This window comes from Marivita sp. (genome assembly GCF_051859345.1).
Taxonomy (GTDB): Bacteria; Pseudomonadota; Alphaproteobacteria; order Rhodobacterales; family Rhodobacteraceae; genus Marivita.
Genome location: NZ_JBHYFV010000004.1, coordinates 69,703 through 90,389 on the forward strand (window position 1 = coordinate 69,703; position 20,687 = coordinate 90,389).

At 61.4% G+C, this 20,687-nt stretch carries 21 protein-coding genes; 17 read left to right on the forward strand and 4 right to left on the reverse strand.

The genetic code is table 11. The features are described from left to right. From kduI to ACTIEN_RS04400, 10 genes are all read left to right on the forward strand, one after another. Complete coding sequence (kduI, locus tag ACTIEN_RS04355; RefSeq protein WP_439521888.1) at positions 1–825, forward strand: 5-dehydro-4-deoxy-D-glucuronate isomerase; 825 nt, start codon at positions 1–3, stop codon at positions 823–825. Next, positions 822–1,565: a 2-dehydro-3-deoxy-D-gluconate 5-dehydrogenase KduD gene (gene kduD, locus ACTIEN_RS04360; RefSeq protein WP_439521889.1), complete on the forward strand. Its 744-nt coding sequence runs from the start codon at positions 822–824 to the stop codon at positions 1,563–1,565. The genes kduI and kduD overlap by 4 nt, the downstream gene beginning before the upstream one ends. Then, positions 1,543–2,982, forward strand: a complete 1,440-nt coding sequence (locus ACTIEN_RS04365) for a mannitol dehydrogenase family protein (RefSeq protein ID WP_439521995.1) — start codon at positions 1,543–1,545, stop codon at positions 2,980–2,982. Before kduD ends, ACTIEN_RS04365 begins: the two co-directional genes overlap by 23 nt. Next, positions 2,979–4,151, forward strand: coding sequence for a mannonate dehydratase (uxuA, locus tag ACTIEN_RS04370; protein ID WP_439521890.1), 1,173 nt, complete (start codon positions 2,979–2,981; stop codon positions 4,149–4,151). The genes ACTIEN_RS04365 and uxuA overlap by 4 nt, the downstream gene beginning before the upstream one ends. Then, positions 4,144–5,667, forward strand: a complete 1,524-nt coding sequence (locus ACTIEN_RS04375; protein ID WP_439521891.1) for a UxaA family hydrolase — start codon at positions 4,144–4,146, stop codon at positions 5,665–5,667. The genes uxuA and ACTIEN_RS04375 overlap by 8 nt, the downstream gene beginning before the upstream one ends. A gap of 61 nt (positions 5,668–5,728) precedes the next feature. Then, complete coding sequence (locus tag ACTIEN_RS04380) at positions 5,729–6,355, forward strand: hypothetical protein (RefSeq protein ID WP_439521892.1); 627 nt, start codon at positions 5,729–5,731, stop codon at positions 6,353–6,355. A 304-nt stretch (positions 6,356–6,659) separates the two neighbouring features. After that, a complete protein-coding gene (gene dusA / locus ACTIEN_RS04385) occupies positions 6,660–7,658 on the forward strand; it encodes a tRNA dihydrouridine(20/20a) synthase DusA (RefSeq protein ID WP_439521893.1) in 999 nt (332 codons plus the stop codon). A 4-nt stretch (positions 7,659–7,662) separates the two neighbouring features. Continuing rightward, positions 7,663–8,439, forward strand: coding sequence for a hypothetical protein (locus ACTIEN_RS04390; protein ID WP_439521894.1), 777 nt, complete (start codon positions 7,663–7,665; stop codon positions 8,437–8,439). A gap of 164 nt (positions 8,440–8,603) precedes the next feature. Beyond that, positions 8,604–9,779 (forward strand): calcium-binding protein, encoded by a 1,176-nt coding sequence (locus tag ACTIEN_RS04395; RefSeq protein WP_439521895.1) that lies wholly within the window; start codon positions 8,604–8,606, stop codon positions 9,777–9,779. A 104-nt stretch (positions 9,780–9,883) separates the two neighbouring features. Then, positions 9,884–10,354, forward strand: coding sequence for a hypothetical protein (locus ACTIEN_RS04400; protein ID WP_439521896.1), 471 nt, complete (start codon positions 9,884–9,886; stop codon positions 10,352–10,354). 68 nt (positions 10,355–10,422) lie between these two features. On the opposite strand, the gene ACTIEN_RS04405 is transcribed toward ACTIEN_RS04400, so the two are convergent. The 3 genes from ACTIEN_RS04405 to ccmI are packed head-to-tail and all read right to left on the reverse strand — an operon-like array spanning position 10,423 to position 12,378. After that, positions 10,423–10,653 carry a DUF1289 domain-containing protein gene (locus tag ACTIEN_RS04405; RefSeq protein ID WP_439521996.1) on the reverse strand — a complete coding sequence of 77 codons (231 nt, stop codon included), beginning with the start codon at positions 10,651–10,653 and terminating at the stop codon, positions 10,423–10,425. 14 nt (positions 10,654–10,667) lie between these two features. Continuing rightward, positions 10,668–11,144, reverse strand: a complete 477-nt coding sequence (ruvX, locus tag ACTIEN_RS04410; RefSeq protein WP_439521897.1) for a Holliday junction resolvase RuvX — start codon at positions 11,142–11,144, stop codon at positions 10,668–10,670. 4 nt (positions 11,145–11,148) lie between these two features. After that, positions 11,149–12,378 carry a c-type cytochrome biogenesis protein CcmI gene (ccmI, locus tag ACTIEN_RS04415; RefSeq protein ID WP_439521997.1) on the reverse strand — a complete coding sequence of 410 codons (1,230 nt, stop codon included), beginning with the start codon at positions 12,376–12,378 and terminating at the stop codon, positions 11,149–11,151. A 182-nt stretch (positions 12,379–12,560) separates the two neighbouring features. Here ccmI and ACTIEN_RS04420 point away from each other — a divergent pair, with 182 nt between their 5' ends. The 7 genes from ACTIEN_RS04420 (at position 12,561) to rarD (ending at position 20,220) form a co-directional block, all read left to right on the forward strand. Further along, positions 12,561–13,805 (forward strand): sarcosine oxidase subunit beta family protein, encoded by a 1,245-nt coding sequence (locus ACTIEN_RS04420; protein WP_439521898.1) that lies wholly within the window; start codon positions 12,561–12,563, stop codon positions 13,803–13,805. Positions 13,806–13,813: 8 nt separating this feature from the next. Further along, positions 13,814–14,272: a hypothetical protein gene (locus ACTIEN_RS04425; RefSeq protein WP_439521899.1), complete on the forward strand. Its 459-nt coding sequence runs from the start codon at positions 13,814–13,816 to the stop codon at positions 14,270–14,272. After that, the gene (locus ACTIEN_RS04430; RefSeq protein WP_439521900.1) at positions 14,259–14,588 is read left to right on the forward strand and encodes a sarcosine oxidase subunit delta; all 330 of its coding nucleotides are present in this window, start codon (positions 14,259–14,261) and stop codon (positions 14,586–14,588) included. Before ACTIEN_RS04425 ends, ACTIEN_RS04430 begins: the two co-directional genes overlap by 14 nt. A 68-nt stretch (positions 14,589–14,656) precedes the next feature. After that, positions 14,657–17,674, forward strand: a complete 3,018-nt coding sequence (locus tag ACTIEN_RS04435) for a sarcosine oxidase subunit alpha family protein (RefSeq protein WP_439521901.1) — start codon at positions 14,657–14,659, stop codon at positions 17,672–17,674. After that, a complete protein-coding gene (locus ACTIEN_RS04440; RefSeq protein ID WP_439521902.1) occupies positions 17,667–18,239 on the forward strand; it encodes a sarcosine oxidase subunit gamma in 573 nt (190 codons plus the stop codon). Before ACTIEN_RS04435 ends, ACTIEN_RS04440 begins: the two co-directional genes overlap by 8 nt. A 122-nt stretch (positions 18,240–18,361) precedes the next feature. Beyond that, on the forward strand, positions 18,362–18,970 hold the full coding sequence (locus tag ACTIEN_RS04445; protein WP_439521903.1) for a superoxide dismutase: 609 nt from the start codon (positions 18,362–18,364) through the stop codon (positions 18,968–18,970). 299 nt (positions 18,971–19,269) lie between these two features. Then, complete coding sequence (rarD, locus tag ACTIEN_RS04450) at positions 19,270–20,220, forward strand: EamA family transporter RarD (protein ID WP_439521904.1); 951 nt, start codon at positions 19,270–19,272, stop codon at positions 20,218–20,220. Here rarD and ACTIEN_RS04455 read toward each other — a convergent pair. Further along, positions 20,127–20,678, reverse strand: coding sequence for a TIGR00730 family Rossman fold protein (locus ACTIEN_RS04455; protein ID WP_439521905.1), 552 nt, complete (start codon positions 20,676–20,678; stop codon positions 20,127–20,129). The two genes, rarD and ACTIEN_RS04455, sit on opposite strands and share 94 nt — an antisense overlap. Positions 20,679–20,687: the final 9 nt, after the last annotated feature.

Here is a 20,687-nt window from a genome sequence, read left to right on the forward strand (position 1 = left end):
ATGCTCAAGACCGAAACCCGCCATGCCATCGACCCTGCCACGGCCAAAACGCTCGATACCGACCAGTTGCGCGATCATTTTCACGTCGGCGGTTTGTTCGCTGACGGCGAGATCAATCTGGTCTACAGCCACTACGACCGCCTGATCCTCGGCTCTGCGGTGCCTGCGGGCAAGACGCTGACGCTGGACAAGGTCGAGGCCGCCGGAACAGCGACGATCCTTGAGCGGCGCGAGATGGGTGTGCTGAACATCGGTGACACCGGCACGGTTTCGGTGGGTGGCGAAACCTACGAGCTTGAAAACGGCGAAGTCCTTTACATCGGCATGGGCGCGGGTCCGGTGACCTTTGAAGGGGCGGGGCGGTTTTATGTACTGTCCGCGCCTGCGCACCAGAGCTATCCGACGACGCTTATCAAACTGAAAGACGCGCGCCGCGTCGAGATGGGCGCGCGCGAGACCGCCAACGAGCGGGTCATCATCCAGTTCCTGCACCCGGAGGTTTGCAAATCCTGCCAATTGTTGATGGGCTACACGCAGTTCGCCGAAGGATCAGTCTGGAACACAATGCCTGCGCACCTGCACGACCGCCGGATGGAGGCCTACCTTTACTTCCAACTGCCCGAAGACCAGCGCGTCTTTCACCTGATGGGTGAGCCGGACCAGACCCGCCACATTGTCATGGCCAACGAAGAGGTGGTGATATCGCCGCCATGGTCGATCCATGCAGGGGCTGGCACGTCGTCCTACACGTTCTGTTGGGCGATGGCTGGTGACAACGTCGATTTCACCGACATGGATATGGTCGCCATGGGGGATTTGCGGTGAGCAACCCTTTCGATCTGACAGGCCGTCGCGCATTGGTCACAGGGGCCAACACGGGCATCGGGCAAGCAATTGCGGTCGGACTGGCGCAGGCCGGCGCATCGGTTATCTGCGCGGGCCGCCGCGCCTGTGACCAGACTGTGGGCATGATTGCGGACGCAGGTGGCACGGCGTCCGCCGTTTTGGTGGATTTCTCCGATCCGATGGCGGGCCAGGGGCTGTTCGACGGCCAGGACATCGACATTCTGGTCAACAATGCTGGCATCATCCGCCGTAACGATGCGGTCGACTTTACCGAAGGCGACTGGGACGCGGTGATGGATGTGAACCTCAAGGCGTTGTTTTTCACCACGCAGGCGTTTGCCAAGGCGGTGCTTTCGCGTGGTGGTCAGGGCCGTGTCGTCAACATCGCGTCGCTGCTTTCGTTTCAGGGCGGCATTCGCGTGCCCAGCTACACGGCGTCCAAGCACGGCGTGGCGGGACTGACCAAGCTGCTGGCCAACGAATGGGCAGCCAAAGGCATCAACGTGAACGCCGTGGCACCGGGATATATCGAAACCAACAACACAGAAGCCTTGCGTGCGGACCCCGAGCGCAACAAGGCAATCCTTGACCGTATTCCGGCAGGCCGCTGGGGCGAGGCGTCCGACATCGCAGGTGCCGCAGTCTATCTGTGTACGCCCGCTGCCGGATACGTCCACGGTGCGGTTCTCAACGTGGATGGTGGCTGGCTTGCCCGCTGACGGTCAGAAAACACACGCGCAGACGCGCCCCGCGACGGGCATCGTTCATCTGGGGCTGGGTGCGTTCTTTCGCGCATTTGGTTGTGTGTACATTGCCGACGCCATGGCTGCGTCCGGTGGAGATTGGGGCATCGTTGGTGTATCCCTGCGCAGCCCAGCAACACGCGACGCGCTGCGCTCCCGCGACTGGTCTTATACCTCGGTCAGCCTCGGGCCCGATGGTGACAAATTGCGTGACATGACGATCCTGAACGACGTGCTGGTTGCGCCGGAAGACCCCGCTGCCGTGTTGGCGGTCATGGCGGATCCGGCTGTGAAGATCATCACGCTGACGGTCACCGAGAAGGGCTACTGCCACAACCCGGCAACCGGCGCGCTGAACCTCGATCACCCTGATATCCAGCACGATCTGGTCCATGGCCTTCCGGTGTCCGCGCCCGGGTATCTGGTGCGCGCCTTGGCCATGCGCCACGCCGCAGGTCACGCACCTTTTACCGTGCTGACCTGCGATAACCTGCCTGAAAACGGAAAGCTGGTGCGCGGACTGGTGTTGCAACTTGCCGCCCAGATCGACCCTGCTTTGGCGGGCTGGATCACGGCCGAAGGGCGGTTTCCCTCCACGATGGTGGATCGGATCACGCCCGCCACGACGGACGCGGACATCACCCGCATCGCAACGCTGACTGACATGATCGACGCCGCCCCGGTGATGCATGAACCCTTTGCCCAATGGGCGGTGGAGGACAATTTCGTAAACGGTGAACGACCGGATCTTGAGGCCGCAGGGGTCGAGATGGTCCGCGACGTAACCGCCCACGAACATATGAAATTGCGGATGCTGAACGGGACCCACTCGGCGCTGGCCTACACTGGATATCTGGCGGGGCATCAGACCATTGCCGATACAATGGCCGATCCGGTTTTCGCCACCTACGCCCGCGCGCTCTGGGCCGAAATCATGCCCGCCGTCACAGCCCCCGAAGGTGTCAGCCTGACGGCATACGCCGAGGCGCTGTTTGATCGCTATGCCAACCCTGCAATTCGTCACCGGACATGGCAGATCGCCATGGACGGTAGCCAGAAACTGCCGCAACGCATCCTTGGCACGCTGCGCGAAAATCTGATCGAGGGTCGGAGAACCGACGGGCTTTGCGTCGCGGTGGCCGCATGGATGCGCTACGTGAGCGGAACGGACGAGGACGGCCAACCCATCGACGTGCGTGACCCCTTGGCCAACCGCCTGCGTGACCTTGCTGCGGGGCAGCCCAACCCGGCAGATGTTGTCACCGCGATCCTGTCGGTCGAGGATATCTTCCCCGCCGATCTGGCCGACCAACTGCGCGGCCCTGTGACGAAAGCGGCAGAAAAGATATGGTCCAACGGCGTACGCGCTGCTGTGCAAGGGGTCACATCATGATTGAAAGCTGGCGGTGGTACGGCGAATTTGACAGCATTGCCCTGTCGGACGTGGCGCAGACGGGTGCGCGCGGGATCGTAACCGCGCTGCACGGCATTCCCTACGGTGACGTTTGGCCACAAGACGCAATTGCCGCGCGAAAGGCGTTGGTGACGGAAGCGGGGTTCGACTGGGTCGTGGTCGAAAGCCTGCCCATTCACGAACGCATCAAACGCGGCGAGGGGGATTTGTCGCAACTCTTTGCCAATTACCGCCAGTCGATGGCCAATCTTGCGGCAGAGGGGATTACCACGATATGCTACAATTTCATGCCGCTGCTGGACTGGACCCGCACCGATCTGGCAGCACCTGTGGCAGGGGGTGCCACTTGCCTGCGGTTCGAAGCGGTCCGCATGGCCGCGTTCGAGGTTCACATGTTGGGTCGCCGTGCCGCCGAAGACGATTATCCGGACGACGTACTGGCCAAGGCGGCAGCGTGGTTTCAGGCTGCGACAGATGCGGATCGCGCTGCCCTGCTGGACGCGATCATGGCCGGTTTGCCCGGTGCGTTCGACCGCTACGATGTGGACGGATTGAAAACCGCGCTGGCCGCCTATGACGGGATCGGACGCGACGCATTGCGGGCCAATTACCAGCGCTTCCTAAACGAGGTCGCACCCACCGCGGAAGAGTTGGGAATGCGGCTGTGCGTGCACCCCGACGACCCGCCGCGCGACATTCTGGGATTGCCAAGGATCGTGTCCGATGGCGACGATCTGGAGTGGGTGTTGAACGCCTATGACAGCCCTGTGAACGGGATCACGCTATGTTCAGGCTCGCTTGGGGCGAACCCCGCAAACGATGTGCCCGCGATTGCCGGAAACGTCGCCCATCGCATTCACTTTGCCCATCTGCGCAACGTGCGAAAAGACCCTGACGGGTCATTCGAGGAGGCGGCGCATCTGGACGGTGACACGGATATGGTGGCGCTGGTCCGGGTGTTGCTGGACGAAGAGGCGCGACGCCGCGATATGGGACGTGACGATCACGCGATCCCATTCCGGCCCGATCATGGCCACCACATGCTGTCCGACCTCGTGCGCGATTCGATTCCGGGCTATCCGCTGATCGGGCGTTTGCGCGGTCTGGCCGAATTGCGCGGCGTGATGCGGGCTTTGTCCCATGGCTAAGCCGCTTGTCCTGCACCCGAGCGACACAATCGCTGTCCTGACCGAGCGAGCCAAAGCGGGGGACGATCCGCTTGGACTTGGTGTGGCTTTGGTGGCACCTGTGTCGTCCGGTCACAAGGTGGCGCGGGTGGCGATGGCCGCAGGTACGCCGGTGATTAAGTTCGGGCAGTTCATCGGCCAAACGACGGTGGCGGTTGCCGCAGGCGACCATGTTCACACACACAATTGCGTCTTTGCGAATCCTGAAAAGGACTATGCCATCAGTGCCGATCTGGCCGCAGCGCAGCTGGCGATCCCGCGCACCGACCGGCTGACCTTCGACGGCTACGCCCGCGCGGACGGCCGTATCGGAACGCGGAACTTTATCGCCCTTGTGGCGACTGTGAATTGTTCCGCCACCGTCATCCGCAGGGCCGCATCCGAGATCGGGGCGAGCGGGCTACTGGACGACTACGCCAACGTTGACGGTATCGTCGCACTGGCCCACGGAACCGGCTGCGGCATGGCCAACAGCGGCCGGGGTTTTGACATTCTCGACCGTGTGCTGTGGGGACATGCGATCCATCCGAATGTGGGCGCGACGGTATTTGTCGGCCTGGGCTGTGAAGTCATGCAGATCGCGCGGATGCAATCGCATTTCGGCGACGCCGGCACTGATCGGTTCCACGCGCTGACCATTCAGGACACCGGCGGCACCCGTGCAACGATCGACGCGATCAAGGCGCATGTGGCGGAAATCCTGCCGCAGGTGAACGCCATCACCCGTACCCCCCAACCCATGAGCGCGCTGCGCGTGGCGTTGCAATGCGGTGGCTCGGACGGCTTTTCCAGCATCACAGCCAACCCTGCCTTGGGGATCGCAAGTGACCTGATCGTGGGGCAGGGCGGTACGGCTATCCTTTCGGAGACTCCCGAGATTTATGGCGCTGAGCAACTCTTGCTGCGACGCGCTGCTGACGAAAAGATAGCGGAGAAACTGATCGCCCAGATCAAGTGGTGGGAAGACTACGCCGCGCAAAATGGCGGCTCAATGGACAACAATCCAAGCCCCGGCAACAAGCAGGGTGGCATTACGACAATCCTTGAAAAATCACTTGGCGCGGCGGCCAAAGCGGGCTCGACTCCCCTGACCGAGGTGTACGACTACGGCGAAACGGTCACGCAGGCGGGCTTCGTCTTCATGGATACGCCCGGCTATGATCCGGTCTCGGTGACGGGCCAGATTGCGGGCGGGGCGCAGATTGTTGTGTTCACAACGGGGCGTGGCTCGGCGTTCGGGTCCAAACCTGCTCCGACGATCAAGCTGGCCACATCCGACCGACTGTTCAATCAGATGCCCGATGATATGGACATGAACACAGGCGATATCTTGTCCGGTGGCGTCAGCATGGCCGACAAGGGCCGCGAAATATTTGATCTTATCCGTGCAACGGCATCCGGTCAGGTCACCAAATCCGAGGCTTTAGACCTTGGCGACAATGAATTCGTCCCTTGGCAAATTGGCGCGGTGATGTGAGCCAGAAGATGGTAACAATCGCTATATCGCGGGTGGTCCGCTGAATTGAGCGACCAAGCTGATGGCGGATCTGGCACATGATACTGCGCTTGCGGCACATGAGCGGCTCTACGACATCGACCATGCCGCGGCAGTGCGCAACGCAAAGATCGGAATACGTTTCGCAGTTGTATCAAAGGGGACATCCGCGACCTACGAGGCCGTCGCCACGCCATCAACAGAGCGATTCCACGCGGCATATCTCGTCGAGCCGCATGGCCGTGGCCACCGCGAACTTCACGATCTGGGTCATCGGCAGCGTCAGGCGTTCGTTGTCATCGAAGCAGCGGAAGAGGCGGTTCAACTCATCCTTGGTGGGCCGGCGATCCCTCTCGGTTCCTTTGCCGATCAACCCGAGACGTTTGAGGGCGACGCGAGCCAAATCGACGGGTTCGGAGGATATGTCGAGACCATGGACAGCGGCGGCATGGGTTATGATCATCTTGGTAACGCCGATATCGATGCCAAGCGTCACCGGTCCCGCACCTTGCTCCGTCCGCATCTTGCCGTAGTCGATCAATTTCTGCCGGTCGAGGAGCCCGACTTCTCCTTCCCCAGATCGCGCTTGAGCGTCGTGAGCGTGGCGGCCTTGGCTCGCGACGCGGCGGTTTGCCTACCTCGCACATATCAATTATGTGGAGGTCGATGAGGTCGCCAAAGGTCTGGAGACGGGAGACGGACGACTTGTTCGGCGCCAGCCCCTGATCGACCCGGGTCTCAGCTTGGCGGGCCCAACGATGGGCGTCGTCACGGCTTCGGGCCGTCTCGCTCGCGTAGCGGCCCTTTCGTCTGATCTGGACCCGGTATGCACCGGAGGGGAGCTTGGTGATGGAGGCCATTTTCGTGTGCGGCTCATGTGTGCAATGAGTCGTCGTAGAGGGGGAAATTCGGGGATATTGGGGCGTATTCCAGCGTAGCAGGCCCCAAAGCCAACAGTTTGAAGGTACAAAAAAATGCAAATAAATCAACACGCTATATTATCCACGGCCCCGATGATGGATTGGACCGACCGGCACTGCCGGGTCTTCCACCGTCAGATCAGTTTGCATTCCTTGCTCTACACCGAAATGGTGACGTCTCCTGCGTTGGTGCGGGGTGGGGCGGTGCATTTGCTGCAATACAATCCCGCGGAACACCCGGTCGCGCTGCAGCTAGGTGGGTCCGATCCGCAGGAGCTGGCCGAGGCGGCGCGGATGGGGGCCGGGGCGGGCTATGACGAGATCAATCTCAATGTCGGCTGTCCGTCAGATCGGGTGCAGTCGGGCACATTTGGGGCGGTTCTGATGAAATCGCCGGGGCTGGTGGCCGACTGTGTCAAGGCGATGAAGGCGGCGGTCGATGTGCCGGTCACTGTGAAATGCCGGATCGGCGTGGATGATCAGGATCCGGCGCGAACACTGCCGGATTTCATAGCGCAGGTGCAGGATGCCGGGTGCGACTACCTGATCATCCACGCGCGCAAGGCGTGGTTGCAGGGGCTGTCGCCCAAGGAAAACCGGGACATTCCACCGCTTGATTACGACCTCGTCCTTAAGATGGCAGAGCGGTTCGCAGACCTGCCGATGTCGATCAACGGGGGAATCGAGACGCTGGGCGATGCACAGGCGCTGATCGCGCGCGGCATGAACGGTGTGATGATCGGGCGGGCCGCGTATCATCGGCCTTGGGACATTCTGGCCGAGGTCGACCAACGGGTGTTCGGAGCGCAGAGCGCTGTTGTGACCCGCGAAGACGTTATTGCGAAGATGCGCCCCTATATCGAATCGCATCTTGCGCAAGGTGGAAAGCTGCATCAGATCACGCGGCACATGCTGGGGCTGTTTGCCGGGCAACCGGGTGCGCGGACATGGCGTCGGGTCTTGTCGGAAAAGGCCAATCGCCCGGACGCGTCGGTTGCGCTCCTGGACGAGGCGCTCGACAGGATGCACCAGCCTGACAGTCTGGCAGGGTGACGCCATGCTCACCGATTGGCCGGACCGGGGGTATTGGCAGCTAGACTGGAACGCGCAAACCTATCGCTGGTCGCAGACGGCGCGCCGGGAGGCACGGGATATCGTGCAGCACCCCGACTTGGTGGCACAATGGCTGCAATGCGAGGGCACCTGGTTCGTCGGTGTCGATGTGTTGCCATCGGCACCGGATGGCTGTGTTGCGGGGGTGCCGCTTTGCGGTCCGGCGGCTGAACGGATCGGTGCGCGCGATGATTTGCACCCGGCGCAGGTGTCGATCACCTATCCCGGTTATCCACGTCCGCGCGCGGACGAGAGTGACGCCGCGTTTCGCTACAGGCGCAACAGGGATGCGGCGCATATGGACGGTGTGCTGGCCGAAGGATCTCCAAAACGGCGTTTTCTGCGGGACCGGCATGACTGGATCCTTGGTCTGCCATTGACCGAAACCTCACCGGGCGCCAGCCCCTTGGTGGTCTGGGAGGGCAGTCATCATATTCTTCAATCCGCGATGATCAACGCATTGGGTGACATCCCCGATGCCGATTGGGGGAGCACCGATATCACCGAGGTTTATCAGGATGCCCGCAAGGAGGTCTTTGCCACCTGCCGGCGGACTCCGCTCTTTACACGTCCGGGCGAGGCGGTTCTGCTCAGCCCGTTCCTGCTGCATGGCGTGGCCCCGTGGCAGGCGGCGGCCACCGCATCGCGGGATGGGCGCATGGTTGCATATCTACGCCCTGAATCACCTGCGCCGGGCCCGATCTGGATAAGGCAAAAATAAGGCACCGCCACATTCCACAAGCAAGGCCGCGACAATCCCGGCCCTCGGAAATCGACTGTCGCGCAATTCCGGACAATACCATTAAAATTGACGATTTTGTTTGGGGGGCATGACCTGCCACGCGTAAGTTGAAGGCCATTCGGTAATCTTGGGATTAACGTGCTATGGAACTTGCAGCGCTTTTGGCTCTCACGCTTTTGGGTATCACCGCCAGTGTGTTCGCCGATACTGGTGATGATGACGACGACGACTCCGACACAAGCGGGGGCGGCGATGGTGTAGACGGTGGCGACGGCACTGAAACAGGCGACGGCACTGATGGCGCCGGCGGAACTGACGGTGGACCTGACGACGGCACTGGCGGAACTGACGGCGGAACCGGCGGAACTGATGGCGGCACCGGCGGTGGCTCCAGTGACGGTGTCGTGACATCTGACGGTGTGACGTTCGGCACCGACGGAGGCGACAGCATATCCGCTGCAACCGGCAGTGACACTGTTGTGGGTGGCGGCGGCGACGATTCGATCGCCGGAAACGCAGGCGCGAACATTCTTGACGGCGAAGACGGTGACGACAGCGTTGTCGGCGGCGACGGTGACGATCAGGTGTTCGGCAGCGCGGGCAACGATGCGCTGAACGGCAATGATGGCAATGATCTTGTCGCAGGCGGCACCGGAGACGATGAGCTGTTTGGCGGTCTTGGCGATGACACCATGTTTGGCGATGCCGGCAATGATGTGATGGACGGCCAGGAAGGCAATGACCAGCTTGTTGGTGGCGACGGCGATGACACGATGTTCGGCGGCGCAGGGAATGACTCGCTCTTTGGCAACGATGGCGATGACAGCATCATGGATGGCGCAGGCGACGATTCCCTTGTTGGCGGCGCCGGAGCGGATACGCTCGACGGTGGTGAAGGCAATGACCAGATCTTCGGAATCTGGGACGGCAACACTGACGACATGATCGAAGCCCAGGACCTGGATGATCCGGATGTTCTGCTTGGTGGAGAGGGGAATGACGAGCTGCAGATGGGCAGTGGCGATATGGCCTACGGTGAAACCGGAAGCGATATCTTCTACACCGGCACCTGGGTCGACCCTGACAATGCGCCCGTGGTCTTCGATCTTGAATCCGACGAGGTTGTGATCGTTTCCGTACCGGTCGGCACCTCGGGTGATACCTCGATTTCGCTCGAAACCGACGAAGAAAGCGGCGACACGCTGGTTCAAGCCAATGGTCAGACCGTTGTGGTGATTGCATCTGAAGCCGGGGAGGTCTCGCTTGACCAGATCCTCGTCGTCGAAAGCGTCAGCATCCTGACCGCTGCGGCCGCCTGATACATCAGGATAACAAGATACCGCGCCGTGACGTGTGACTTCTCCACGGCGCGGACCCATGCTAGACAAAGCCGTAGTGTAAGCGGTTCAAAGAGGGAAATGATATGAGACTTGCCCTGCTGATTTTCGCTCTGATCGCGTCACCGGCGCTGGCACGCGATCTTCCGCCAGAGCCGCCGGCGTACGAAAAGCCGACATTCGAACGGCCGACCACGCCACCGCCGCCGCCACCGCCGCCGCCGCCAATACCGCCGGATGAGAACAAGGATCCGAGGGAACCGCGTCCGGCGACCAACCTTGTGCCACCACCCGCAACGGCGCTGGCGTGTCCAAAGGTCAAGTGCGTCACGGATGAGAACGGCCATCGCCGCGCGATGTTCACAGCGGATGTGCAGCCCGACATGTATTACCTGGGCCGCAAATTCTGCGCCGAAGCCCCGCAGGCGACCGAGGTGACCGCGTGTTGCCTCACCAAAGAGGACAACACCTACCAGATCCTCTACAACCTCAAGGTCAGCGCCAAAGCGCACAAGAAAGCCAAGGCGTTCTGCACCTGTGTGCTTGAACTCGACTGACTTGGGGTCTGACGATCAAAGATTTGAAAAACCGGGGCCTTTGGCCCCGGTTTTTCTGTCTGTAAAGGCTAACGCAGCAACCGTGCCGCGCGTCCACCGCGCCGCTTTGTCGGGGCTTTCTCGCGATTGGGCAGTTCTGCCATCACCGACCGGCGATCTTCGGGCGTCATCTTTGACCAGCGCGTGATCTCGTCAATTGACCGGGCACATCCCGAACAAAGCCGCGTTTCGGGATGGATCATACACAGCTGCACACACGGGCTTTCGATTTCGTCGCGGCTCCAGATGTCGTCTTTCATCGCTGCACGCTCCTTCATGCCCCAGCCTCGATATGGCGCAAACGGTCCAGCGCCCCTTGCAGGATATAGCTTGCCGCGACGTGGTCGATCACCTCTGCGCGACGTTTGCGTGTCGTATCCGCCTCCAGCAGTGCTCTTTCTGCCGCAACCGTGGACAGACGTTCGTCCCAGAACGTGATTGGACGATCCCAGAGCGCCGCGAAATTGCGGGCAAAGGCGCGGGTGGACTGGCAGCGCGGTCCCTCGGACCCGTCCATGTTGCGCGGCAATCCCAGCACCAGCCCGGCGATGTCCCGCTTGGTCAGGATCACCAGCAGCGCTTCTGCATCCAGACCGAACTTGCGCCGCTTCACCGTCTCAAGTGGCGTCGCCACGCTGCGCATCCCGTCCGACACCGCAACCCCGATGGTCTTTGTGCCAAGGTCCAACCCGGCAATCGCGCGCATCGCGGGCAGAGACCCTGCAAATTCAGAGATATCGTCGTGGATCAATGGTTTACAACACCAATCCGGCAGCCCGTGCGCCTTCACGCACAATCCCAAGCGCGTCCGGATTGTCGGCAAACACCTCTTGCGCGTTGTTCCAGACCGCGATGGCCTGCGCCTCGTCGCCCAACACGGAAAGCGACGAGATCAGTCGCGCCCATTCTTCGGGGGTTCCACCCTCGGTGGCCAGCCGGTCAGACAATTGCGCCACCATGCCCCGGATCATGTCCTGACGGTCCTCGGCGCTCATGTCGCCGGCCGCATCCATGTCCTCGGCGCTTGGTCCGGGCAGGCCCGCAACGCTTGGCACCTGGTAATCCGAGACCCCGGCGCGATAGGCCATCTCTTCGATCTGCGCCAAAATCGGCGGCAACCATGCGGCACCCGGCGGGCTTTGACGCAACAGACGATCCCACAACCGGAACGCCACGTCCGGACGGCCGGTCTGTGACATCATCAGCCCGATGTAATACTGTGCCACGCCGTTCTGTGGATCGCGCGTCAGGGCGGCCTCCAGCACCCGCTCTGCCTCGGGAGACACATAGCCACCCGCCGCCAGAACCATCATATCCGCCAGATCCGCGTAATCCTTGGCACTCGCGGACTCCCCCTTGATCGACAAGACCTGTTCCTGCGCTGCGTAAGCTTGGGTATAATTTCCCATCGCCGCCTCGGATCGCGCCAAAAGAACATGCCCCTGCAAGTCTCTCGGCCGCTCTGCCACTGCTCCGCGCAGGCGCTGCACAAGGGCAGCATATTCGGGCTGGATCTCGGGGGCGTCCGTGGTCGGCATCTGCGATTCCGCCTCGGCCTGCGACGGGCGGTTTTCGCGCGCGGCCTCGGCCATTTCGATACGCGCCGCAAGGCTCAGGTCGCCATATCCGGGTGCGCCCAATTGCGCATAAAGCCAATAGCTGCCGCCAACGACAACCGCTCCGATCAACGCCGCCGTGGCGAAACCCAGTGTCCGGGGCTGTGCGCCGCCGTCACCGCTGGCCTGCGCCTTGGAATCCGCACTCAGGATACGCCGCGAAATTTCGGTCCGCAGCCGCTCCGCGTCTTCCTGCGAAATCACCCCGCGCTGCACCTCGCGGTCCACTTCGTTCAACTGATCGCGGTAAACCTGCACATCGAACGCTTCGGCCGGGCCAGTATTGCGCTGCCCATGGATCAGCGCCAGAACCAGAAGACCCGCCATCGCGAAGGCCAGAACAACAGTAGCGATCCAGAAAAACGTCATCTTGAGAATATCCGCAGCTTGTTTCGATGTCATGTATAGGCGCAAGCCGCTTGAAAAAAGGGCAAAACCCCGTGACAAAGCGCCATGTCGCAAAAACACGGTAAAAGGGCGCTGCGCGTATCCTCGCCGACCCCAGTTCAGTCCACATATCCGTCAGATCACCCAAGCTCCGAGTCGCCCTTATGAAACGCTATTCCGCCTTTGCCGTCGCCCGCGAAGCTGTCCGCCACCACACGGGCTGGGAACGCGCCTGGCGCAAGCCCGAGCCGAAGAAGAAATACGACGTGGTGATCGTGGGCGCGGGGGGGCATGGCCTCGCCACCGCTTATTACCTTGGCAAGAATTTTGGCATCACCAACGTGGCGGTGATCGAAAAGGGCTGGCTGGGCGGCGGCAACACCGGCCGCAACACCACCATCATCCGATCCAACTACCTTCAGGATCCCTCTGCCGCGATCTACGAAAAGGCGCGCGGCCTCTACGAGACCCTGAGCCAGGACCTGAACTACAACGTCATGTTTTCCCCGCGTGGCGTGATGATGCTGGCCCAGACCGAACACGAGATCCGCGGCTATCAGCGCACCGCGCACGCCAACAACCTGCAAGGGGTCGAGACGAAATTCATCGGCCCCGCCGAGGTCAAGCGCCTCTGCCCGATCATCGAACTCAAAGGCCCGCGCTATCCGGTGCTTGGCGCACTCTGGCAGCCCCGTGGCGGCACCGCGCGCCATGATGCCGTCGCCTGGGGCTATGCTCGCGCGTGCTCGGACATGGGCATGGACATCATCCAGCAATGCGAAGTCACCGCTGTGCGCCAGTCCGAAGGTCGAGTGCAGGGCGTGACCACCACCAAGGGCGAGATCGACTGCGACAAGCTCGGCATCGTCGTGGCCGGTCACTCGGGCGTGCTGGCCGAAATGGCGGGCTTTCGCCTGCCGATCGAATCCGTCGCGCTTCAGGCGCTGGTCTCCGAGCCGATCAAGCCCTGCATGGATGTGGTGGTCATGGCCAACACCGTGCATGGCTACATGAGCCAGTCCGACAAGGGCGAAATGGTCATCGGCGGCGGCGCGGATGGCTACAACAACTACACCCAGCGCGGGTCGTTCCACCATGTCGAGGAAACCGTCCGCGCGCTGGTCGAGACCTTCCCGATGATCTCGCGCCTCAAGATGCTGCGCTGGTGGGGCGGCATCGTCGATATGACCGGCGACCGCTCGCCGATCCTGTCAAAGACGCCTTTGGAGGGCTGCTTCATCAACTGCGGCTGGGGCACCGGCGGCTTCAAGGCAATCCCCGGTTCCGGCTGGGGCATGGCTGAACTGATCGCCAAGGGCCACTCGCCGCTGACGGCTGAGTTTGGCTTGGAGCGCTTCCGCGAGGGTCGGTTCATTGATGAGAGCGTGGCGGCGGGGGTGGCGCATTGACAGTCAAGATGACCTTTCCCAAAAAAGCGCCAAAAACTTGGGCTGTTTTGGCGAGTAGAATAGGTGTCATCATTGTTGTGTTGGCGTACGTTTTGCTTGTTTTGATTTCGGTATATCTAGGCGATAGCACGCTCTTCCAAAATGCGGGTGCAGTGGGCGTTGCTGCGGTTCTATCGGCTTTTGCGCTGTTTCGTCGCGAAGGAGAAAGGCAAGTCGCTTTCGAGAACTTTTCTATTTCCGTGGCCGTTGCAGACATGATGGTATTGCGTGCCTTCGCCAACAACCCAGAGGGTAAAGAGGATTTCGAGAAGGCTGGCGAAGTAGTTAAGCAATCTTTGCAGAACTACGATGACACCCAGCAAAAATCAGACTCTTTGCTCTTTTGGGAAGTACTTCTATCGGTCGTGTTCACCCTGCAATGGGGATTTGGCCAAATGATCTGGGATAAGCTAAATGCTGCTCATTAATTGCCCCTATTGCGGCGTGGCCGCTGAAGAAACCGAACTCCACGGTGGCGGCGAAGCGCACCTGACGCGCTTTGGCCCCGACAGCTCGGACGCCGATTTCACCAGCTACCTGTTCCACCGCGAAAACCCCAAAGGGGTCCATTTCGAACGCTGGCGCCATGTGAACGGCTGCGGCAAGTGGTTCCACGCCGCGCGCGATACCGCGACGCTCGAAGTCTTCGGCACCTACAGCGCCCAGACAACCGAGCCCCCGAACGACCTGCTCGACACCATCCGCGCCAAACGCCCCGGCTTCACATGGAGGGACATCGCATGACCCTTCACCTTGCCAAGAAAACTCCCGCCGGAGGCTCCGACGCTTCCGCAATCGCCAAGGTCTGACTTATGAGCACCCGCGTTCAAACCCAGGGCCGCCTGATCAACCGCGACCGGCCTGTGTCGTTCAAGTTCAACGGCACCCTGCTGAAGGGCTACCAGGGCGACACGCTCGCCTCCGCGCTTCTGGCCAATGACCAGATGCTGATGGGCCGCAGCTTCAAATACCACCGCCCGCGCGGCGTCGTGGCGTCGGGGTCGGAAGAACCCAACGCACTGGTGGGTCTGGGCGAGGGCGACAGGTTCGAGCCGAACCAGCGCGCCACCACAACCGAGATTTTCCATGGCCTGACCGCCACCAGCCAGAACCACTGGCCGTCGTTGAATTACGATGTCGGCATCGTCAACAACACGCTCTCACGGTTCCTGAGCGCGGGCTTCTACTACAAGATGTTCATCCATCCGCGACCGTTCTGGAAACACATCTACGAACCGTTCATCCGCCATTCCGCCGGTCTGGGCAAAGCCCCCGACAAGGACGCGCGTGATGCCGACCGCTACGAGCATTTCTACGCCTTCACCGATGTTCTGGTGATCGGCGGCGGTGTTGCCGGTCTGCAATCCGCCCTCACGGCTGCCCGCGCCGGGGCCAAGGTGCTGTTGCTGGAACAGACCGCCCAACTGGGGGGCCGCGCGCCGGTCGATGGCGGCACAATCGACGGGATGGAGCCCGAAGCGTGGGTCACCAAGGCCCGCGCAGAACTCGACGCGCTGCCCAACGTGCAGGTCCGCACCCGCACGATGGGGGCGGGGGTTTACGATCACGGCTACGTTCTGGGCTACGAACGCCTGACCGATCACGCGCCCGAAGTTGCCGGCCCGCGCCATCGCCTCTGGCGCATCCGTGCCGCCCAGATCATCACGGCCACGGGCGCACTCGAACGGCCATTGTCCTTCGCGGGCAATGACATCCCCGGCGTGATGCTGGCCTCCGCCGTGCGCGACTATCTCGTGAACTACGGAGTCAGCCCCGGTGACCGCACCGTGGTTGTCACCAACAATGACGACGCCTACCGCACCGCCATCGCGTTGGTGCAGGCGGGACTCAAGGTTCCCGCGATCCTTGACGCGCGCCCCAATGGCGGCGGCGCGCTGATGGACGACGCCAAGGCGCTTGGCATCCGGGTCGAAACCGGTGCCGCGGCGGTCAAGGTCAAGGGCGCGAAACGGGTACATTCCGTCTGTCGCGGCGTGCAGGCGGGCGAAGGCGTGGTGTTAGAGGAGATTTTCTGCGACGCTGTGGCCATGTCCGGCGGCTGGTCGCCGGTGGTTCACCTCTGGTCGCATTGTGGCGGCAAGCTGAATTGGGACGCCGCCCAGGCGGCCTTCCGCCCCGATCATTCCCGCGCGCCGACAAGTCATGATGGCAATCCCTTTGTGATCACCGCAGGCGCGGCCGACGGTGAATCAAACCTGAAGAGCGTCCTGCAAAGTGCTGCAAACGCTGGTAAAACAGCAGCCGATCGTGTGGGTGCAGAACGAAGCGACCCCGCTGTTCCAACCGCAGACGCACCAGAAGAAGCCCCGCTTGCCCCGGTCTGGATGATGCCGCAGGGCGCGCATTACAAACTGCGCTCAAAGGCGTGGCTTGATTATCAGAACGACGTCAAAGTGTCCGACGTACAACTGGCTGCGCAGGAAGGGTTCGAAAGCGTCGAACACACCAAGCGCTACACCACGCTTGGCATGGCGACCGATCAGGGAAAGCTGAGCAACGTCAATGGTCTTGCGACCCTTGCGAATGCACTGGGTGAAGACATTCCAAAGGTCGGCACCACCACGTTCCGCCCGCCCTATACCCCCATCTCGATGGGGGCGATTGCAGGTGAGGCGCGCGGCGAGATTTTCCAGCCGATCCGCAAGACGCCGATGCACGACTGGCACGAGGCCAACGGCGCGCATTGGGAGCCGGTCGGCCACTGGCGCCGCGCCTATGCCTTCCCCAAGGCGGGCGAAAGCATCAAGGATGCGGTCCACCGCGAAGTGCTGGCGACCCGCAACAGTCTGGGTCTTCTCGACGCCTCGACCCTTGGCAAGATCATCGTCAAGGGCCCCGATGCGGGCAAGTTTCTCGACATGCTCTACACCAACATGATGAGCACGTTGAAAGTGGGCAAATGCCGCTACGGTCTGATGTGTTCGGAAAACGGCTTCCTGTCGGATGACGGCGTTGTTGCGCGGATCGACGAAGACACATTCCTGTGCCACACCACCACCGGCGGAGCAGATCGCATCCATGCCCATATGGAGGAATGGCTGCAAACCGAATGGTGGGACTTCAAGGTCTGGACCGTCAATGCGACCGAGCAATTGGCACAGGTCGCCGTGGTTGGCCCGAATGCCCGCAAGCTGCTGGAAAAGCTGGGCGGCATGGACGTGTCGAAAGACAATCTCGCCTTCATGGAGTGGAAGGACGGAGAACTGGCCGGCTTCCCGGTGCGCGTCTACCGCATCTCGTTCTCGGGCGAGCTCAGCTACGAAATCGCTGTACCCGCCAATCTGGGTCGCGCCTTCTGGGACACGCTGCTTGAGGCTGGCAAAGAGTGGGGCATCACCCCCTATGGCACCGAAGCGCTGCACATCATGCGCGCCGAAAAGGGTTTCATCATGATCGGTGACGAAACCGACGGCACGGTGATCCCGCAAGACCTTGGCCTCGACTGGGCGATTTCCAAGAAAAAGGACGACTATATCGGCAAGCGTGCGCAAGCCCGGTCGCACATGACAGATCCCAAGCGCTGGAAACTGGTTGGGCTTGAAACGCTCGATGGGTCAACCCTAATGGACGGCGCCTACGCAATTGCCGATGGCAGCAACGAAAACGGCCAACGCAACACGCAAGGGCGCGTCACCTCGACCTATCACAGCCCGACTTTGGACAAGGGCATCGCGATGGGGCTGGTGCTCAACGGGCCGGATCGCATGGGCGACGTGATCGAGTTCACAGCGGGGGGCGATGACACCATCAAGGCGAAAATCGTGAACGCGGTCTTCTTTGATCCCGAGGGGGAAAAGCAGAATGTCTGACGTAGCATTGGCGCTTGGCGGCGCATCCTTTGACGGTCTGGTGCAGGTCAATGAACTGGCCGGGCAGGGCATGGTGACGGTGCGCGGTGATCTGGCCGACACCGCAATCATCAAGGCGGTGAAAGATGTTTTCGGCGTAACGCTTCCCGGCACCCGCGAGACTGCGTTTGACGGCGCACAGGGCGCATTGTGGATGTCACCCGACGAGGCGTTGTTGCTTTGCCCGTATGTCGTGGCGCAGCAAAAGGCCGATGAATTGGCCGCCAAGCTGGCTGACGCCCATGCGCTGGTCGTCAATGTCTCGGACGCGCGTGCGGTCTTCCAACTCAAGGGCACGATGCTGCGCGAGGTGATCGCCAAGCTGGCCCCGGTCGATATGTCACCCGACGCGTTCAAGCCCGGCATGGTGCGCCGCACACGTCTGGCGCAGGTCGCTGGCGCGTTCTGGATGGACGATGCCCACTCCGCGCGGGTGGTCTGTTTCCGGTCGGTTGCGGGCTACATGTTCGGGATTCTGAGAAATGCCGCCGACGATGCGTCCGCAGTGAACCATTTCACCGGTTGACGCGTTGTTGCCCTGACAGGCTGGAATATTCCCCGATTGGCGCGCAGCTGGGCTTGACCTTGCCGGTGCGCCACATCAGGTATGCCTGTGTAATATGACGCACCAACGAGGGGACCTCCATTATGGCTTTCGAACTTCCTGATCTGCCCTACGCCCATGACGCGCTGGCCAGCAAGGGCATGTCCAAAGAGACGCTCGAGTATCACCACGACATCCACCACAAGGCTTATGTCGACAACGGCAACAAGGCCATTGCTGGCACCGAGTGGGAGGGCAAGTCCCTCGAAGAGATCATCAAGGGCACATACGACGCCAACGCGGTGGCCCAGAATGGCATCTTCAACAACATCAGCCAGCTTTGGAACCACAACCAATTCTGGGAAATGATGGGCCCGGACGTCAACGACATCCCGGGCGAGCTTGAAATCCGTCTGAACGACGCATTCGGCTCGGTCGAGAAATTCAAGGAAGCGTTCAGCGCAGCAGGCGCGGGCCAGTTCGGTTCCGGCTGGGCGTGGCTGGTGGTTGACACCGATGGCACGCTCAAGGTCACCAAGACCGAGAACGGCGTGAACCCGGTCTGCTTTGGCCAGAAAGCCCTTCTGGGCTGCGACGTGTGGGAGCACAGCTACTACATCGACTTCCGCAACAAGCGTCCGGCATACCTCGCCAACTTCCTCGACAATCTTGTCAATTGGGACAACGTGGCCGAGCGTCTGTCCAAGGCCTGATCCGGTCGCATTGGGTACATATCGACTACACGAGGCCCTGCCATACTGGCGGGGCCTTGTCGTTTGTGGCCGCGGGGTGGCTCCAATGAAAAGTAGCGGGCCGTTTCCTTGCCAGCTGCATTCCTGCAATGCGTCACCGAAAAACAAGAAACATCGGCGGGGCGTTTCTCAATCGTTGACCCAAAGACACGGTCTTTGCGTCTCTGGTGAGTGGCCACAGCCGGACCAGCAGAACGTCCCGGCGGCCTCTTGCTGTTCCTTGCCGCAGCCGATACCGCAGGGCGCAAGAGGACCTTCCCATGACAGACACCCAAAAAGGCGTTCTTGCCCTGATTGCTGCTTGCACCATCTGGGGGTTGTCGCCGCTTTTTTACAAGGCTCTCACCGACGTTCCCCCGCTTGAGATCCTGGCACACCGGACGCTGTGGTCCTTCGGCTTCTTCGCGATTGTGCTGACGCTTCAGCGCCGCTTGCGCATCTTGTGGGGCGCGGTGTCATCCTGGGCGTCGATCCGGGTCATTGCCTTTGCGGCGATCATGATCTCGACCAACTGGTTTCTGTTCATCTTTTCGATCCAGGTCGACCGGGCGACCGAGGCGTCGATGGGGTATTACATCTTTCCTCTGGTGGCGGTTCTTCTGGGACGGCTGGCTTTTGGCGAACGGCTTAGCCTGGCGCAGTGGAGCGCGATCACGTTGGCCGGAATTGCGGTATTGTCACTGACCATCGGGTTGCACATCGTGCCGTGGATATCGCTTGTTCTTGCCCTGTCATTTGGCATGTATGGGCTGGTCAAAAAACGGCTCGATCTGGGGCCGGTGGTATCGGTGGCGGTCGAGGTGCTGATCCTGTCACCGATTGCCGTCGGGTGGTTGATCCATCTGCATTTCGGGCAGGGCGGAGTCTACGGCGCAGACGCGGTGCAAAGCGCGCTTCTGATGACATCCGGGCCTCTGACAGCTTTGCCGTTGATCCTGTTTTCCTTCGGCGCGCGGCGCTTGACCATGTCGACGGTGGGGATTGTGCAATATATCAATCCGACGCTTCAGTTCTTCTGTGCCGTGGCAATCTTTGGCGAACCGTTCGGCCCGATTCACCTTGTCGCCTTCGCCCTGATCTGGACTGCGCTCGCGATCTATTCAGGCAGCGCGTTCCATCAGGACAAGGCGCGGCGCAAGGCTGTGATGGTGTCCGAAGCCGAGGTGGTGGTTTCCACGAACCCAAGCAGGGACGCATCGGCAAACCCCTGATCCACAACGTGATCAAGCAACGCCGACAGCGGCGCCCAGTAATCCTCGACGCTCAGCAGGATGATCGGTTTGCCGTGCAGGCCCAACTGTCGCCATGTCAGCACTTCGAAGAACTCGTCGAGCGATCCGGCGCCGCCGGGCAGGACCACGATGGCATCGGCGTTCATCACCATGACCTTTTTGCGCTCGTGCATGGTTTCGGTGATCACGAAACGGGTGAGGTCTGTCTTCCCGACTTCGAGGTCCAGAAGATGCGTCGGGATCACGCCGAACGTATCCGCTCCGGCCTCTTGCGCGGCGCGGGCGGTTGCCCCCATCAGCCCGACATCCCCGGCACCGTAAACCAGACGCCACCCTTCGACGGCGATGGCGCGACCCAATGCATCAGCCTCGTGGGTAAAGGCCGGGTTTCGGCCCGGACGTGAGCCGCAATAGACACAGATGGATTTGGCGATCATGGGGGGGCG